Here is a 3,389-nt window from a genome sequence, read left to right on the forward strand (position 1 = left end):
GCTATACGCCGAAGAGGCGCCGAAGGCTCTGCATCACCGTGGTCTGGTTCTCGTTGCCGCGCCGCTGCCGCGCTTCTTCATCGAGGTGCTGCAGCGCCGCATCGAGCGCCGTTCGCTTCTCTCCCATCACCATTGCGATCTCGTGGGCCAGGTTCTGGTTTCGCGTGAGGGCCGCGAGAAAGGCGCTCTTGGGAAGTCGATAGGCGAGCACGCTGCTGCGCGCCACCACGGTGGTCTCGCGCACCACGTCGTTCACCAGGCTCCACTCGCCGAAGACCTCTCCCGCACTGATGGCATTCACGAGAGTGGAAGGGGTGCCCTCGGTCTCCACGTACCGCTCGGCGGTCCCCTCGCTCACGATGTAGAGCCAGTGGGCCTCGCTTCCCTGACGGGTCATGACGTCGCCCTGGGCGAACGGCGCGTAGACCAGCTGCGAGGCCAGGGTCTCGAGCTCCTCGTCGGGAAGGCGGTTGAAGAGCGCCACCTTGCGAAGGGCCCGCACGCGCTGCTCTTGATCTTCCCGCGCTTTGCGAAGGCGACGCTCCGCATTCTCCTCTTCGGTGAGGAAGACCGCATGCGCCGGCAGCGCCAGCGAGATGCCCGCGCGCTTGAGCGCGGCAACGACGTGGGTGCGCACATCAGAGTCGGTAGGATCGTCAGCCGCAAGATCGGTGAGCCAGTAGCGAACCGCGTAACGGGTGAAGCTCTCGGCGAACTCCATGGCGACGCAGTTCGGAGGAGGATCTGGCGCAACGCGCGGGAGCTCGGCCTGGCGCAGGGCGGCCTCCACGGTCTCGATGACCTCTGAGGGCGTCCATCGATGGTCGACGTTGAACCACACCCAGCGGCGCCACTGAACGGGCTTCTCGCTGCGACGGCCCTGCACCGTGAACTTCCCTCGCGCCATCACGCTGTTGGGAACCATCACCGTCTCCCAGTTGCGGGTCTCGACGGCGATGCGACGCCACCCCATCTCCACGACGCGGCCCTGGATGTCGTCGATCTTGATCCAGTCGCCCACGTCGAGCGAGTCGTCGAGCTGCACGGCGAGTCCCGCCACCAGGTTTCCCAGGGTGTCTTGCATCGACAGACCGATGATGGCCGTCACCACCGCGGAGCCCGCGATGATGCCGGAGAGGTTGACGTTGCGCAGCCACAGCAGTGCGAAGAGCCACGTCACACCGCCGCAGGCCACGGCCACAGCACTGAGCCGCTCAGGCTGATGATCACGGCGCCTTCGATGAAGATCGCGAGATCGCGGAGCAGCCCGGCGGCGCTCTCGCCGATCACGGGGGTGAGCGCGCTTGCCGCAACAAGCGTGATCACGGCCAGCAGGGTGAGCAGCGCGAAGGCCCGCAGCGCCACCCTCGACGAGCGCGCCAGCAGCTTCGCAATGGCGCTCAGGGCGAGAATGACCCCCAGCACCCATCCTTGTGAGGTCGCGGCGCGCTCGATCACGAGCACCAGCTCGGGTGTGGTCATGTCAGCGGTGTGAGCGGGCGGTGCCGCGCTTCCCGACTCAGGGTTCGCATGTCAGCGGGCAGACCGGACGGGGCGCCTCTACGGTCACGATTGCGCTCACCTCACCGCCCAGTTCAATGCGGCATGGAGGCCGTCCTCCTGCCACGGGGGGCGCGCGGGCGGGAGGACGGCGTCTGGCGAAGGGCAAAGGGGGCGACGATGAGCTCCATCCTCGACCGCATCGGCAGCACACCGCTGGTGCCCTTGAACGCTCTCGGTGCCGGTCTGCCGGTGCCCCTGCTCGCCAAGTGCGAGTTTCTCAACCCTGGCGGAAGCGTCAAGGACCGCATCGCCATGGCCATCATCGACGATGCCGAGCGTCGCGGCGCCCTCGCGCCAGGGGCGACCCTGATCGAGGCCACGGCGGGGAACACGGGCCTCGGTCTGGCCATGGTGGCGGCTGTGCGCGGCTATCGCCTGGCCTGCGTTTTGCCCGAGAAGATGTCGAACGACAAGCGTCGCGCGCTGCGCTCCGCCGGGGCCGAGGTCATCATCACGCCCAATGCCCCGCCGGACAGCCCGGAGAACTTCCAGAACGTGGCAAGACGTCTGGCCGCGGAGCGGGGGTGGTTCCTGGTCGATCAGTTCGTCAATCCGGCGAATCCACACGTTCACGAGACCGTGACCGGCCCCGAGATCGTCGCCCAGGTGGCGGGCCCGGTGCACGCCTTCGTTGCCGGCGTGGGCACGGGGGGATCGATCACCGGCATCGGACGCTGCCTCAAGCGATCTGACGCGCGCACGCGAATCGTGCTGGCCGATCCCGTGGGCTCGCTGCTCGCGTCGCTCTGGGGCGACGGCCTCCCGCCGTGCGACGCCCCCTATCTTGTAGAGGGCATCGGTTCGAGCCGCGTGCCGGCGAACCTCGATCTCCGCGTCATCGATGCCGTCGAGCGAGTGACCGACGCCGAGTCTTTCGAGGCGGCCCGCCGGCTCATCCGCGAAGAGGGCCTGTTTGCGGGCGGTTCGGCCGGCACCGCCGTTGCCGCAGCAATACGCGTGGCGGCGCGGGCCTGTCCCGGAGATGGCGCGGTGGTGGCGCTGCTGCCGGACGGCTGGGATCGCTACCTGAGCAAGGACTGGCTCACCGAGCCCTGAGTCGCCGGGGTGGGCGGCGCTTTCGCCGAGCGTGCCCGGCCCCAGGTCAGTGCGGAGCGCTGCTGTCCAGCGGTTTCACCGCGAAGGTGAAGTGATCGTCGATGACCGGGTGGTAGTACATCAGTCGGAAGGTGCGACCGTGCGCCTCGAGCCGGGTGAAGCGGTCGACGAGCGGCTCCAGGGCGAAGTCCTGCAGATGGGTGATGGCCGGGCACTTCGCGTGAAGCGGGATCTCGGTGTACAGCAGCGCGCCCGGTCGGGCGCATCGCAGCACTTCGCGCAGCACCGCGTCGAGGGCCGCGTCGGTGAGATGTTCGAAGAGATCGAAGGCCATGAAGAAGTGGAAGGTCTCGTCGGGGTAGGGAAGCGCCGTGATGTCGCACTGCCGCGTGCGCAGATGGGTGAAGCCCGCGCTCGACGCCAGGGCCTCGAGCGCGCGCAGGCTGCCCTCGGAGATGTCGCAGCAGTGCACGGTCAGGCTGGGCATGACGCCAAGGGAGAAGCTCCCTCGCCCCCAGCCGCAGGCCAGCTCGCAGCCTTCGATGGGCCCGGGGAGCGCTTCGAGATCCGGTCTCAGGTAGAGCTCCGGGAACGTGCGTGCGAGACAGACCTTCCAGTAGGGAACCTCGCCGAGCCGCCCGGGGCGAAGGCGCGCCATCATCTCTTCCGGGGTGCTGGCAGGTCTGGGCAGATGGGGGCGCAGATCGGTTGCGGGGGGAGGCGTGAACGCCAGGGCGTCGAGCAGCGCGCAGAACATCGGGCTCTGCCAC

General features: G+C 68.3%; 3 protein-coding genes. 1 reads left to right on the top strand and 2 read right to left on the bottom strand.

Annotated elements, in window-relative coordinates; all coding sequences use genetic code 11:
- Nucleotide 1 precedes the first annotated feature (1 nt).
- A complete protein-coding gene (locus EB084_22060) occupies nucleotides 2-1,429 on the bottom strand; it encodes a mechanosensitive ion channel protein MscS (protein ID NDD30949.1) in 1,428 nt (475 codons plus the stop codon).
- 101 nt (nucleotides 1,430-1,530) lie between these two features.
- On the opposite strand from EB084_22060, the gene EB084_22065 reads away from it, so the two are divergent.
- Nucleotides 1,531-2,619 (top strand): cysteine synthase family protein, encoded by a 1,089-nt coding sequence (locus EB084_22065; protein NDD30950.1) that lies wholly within the window; start codon nucleotides 1,531-1,533, stop codon nucleotides 2,617-2,619.
- 46 nt (nucleotides 2,620-2,665) lie between these two features.
- Here EB084_22065 and EB084_22070 read toward each other — a convergent pair whose 3' ends face one another.
- Nucleotides 2,666-3,376, bottom strand: a complete 711-nt coding sequence (locus EB084_22070) for a class I SAM-dependent methyltransferase (GenBank protein ID NDD30951.1) — start codon at nucleotides 3,374-3,376, stop codon at nucleotides 2,666-2,668.
- Nucleotides 3,377-3,389: the final 13 nt, after the last annotated feature.

The organism is Pseudomonadota bacterium (assembly GCA_010028905.1).
In the GTDB taxonomy this organism is placed as follows: Bacteria; Vulcanimicrobiota; Xenobia; order RGZZ01; family RGZZ01; genus RGZZ01.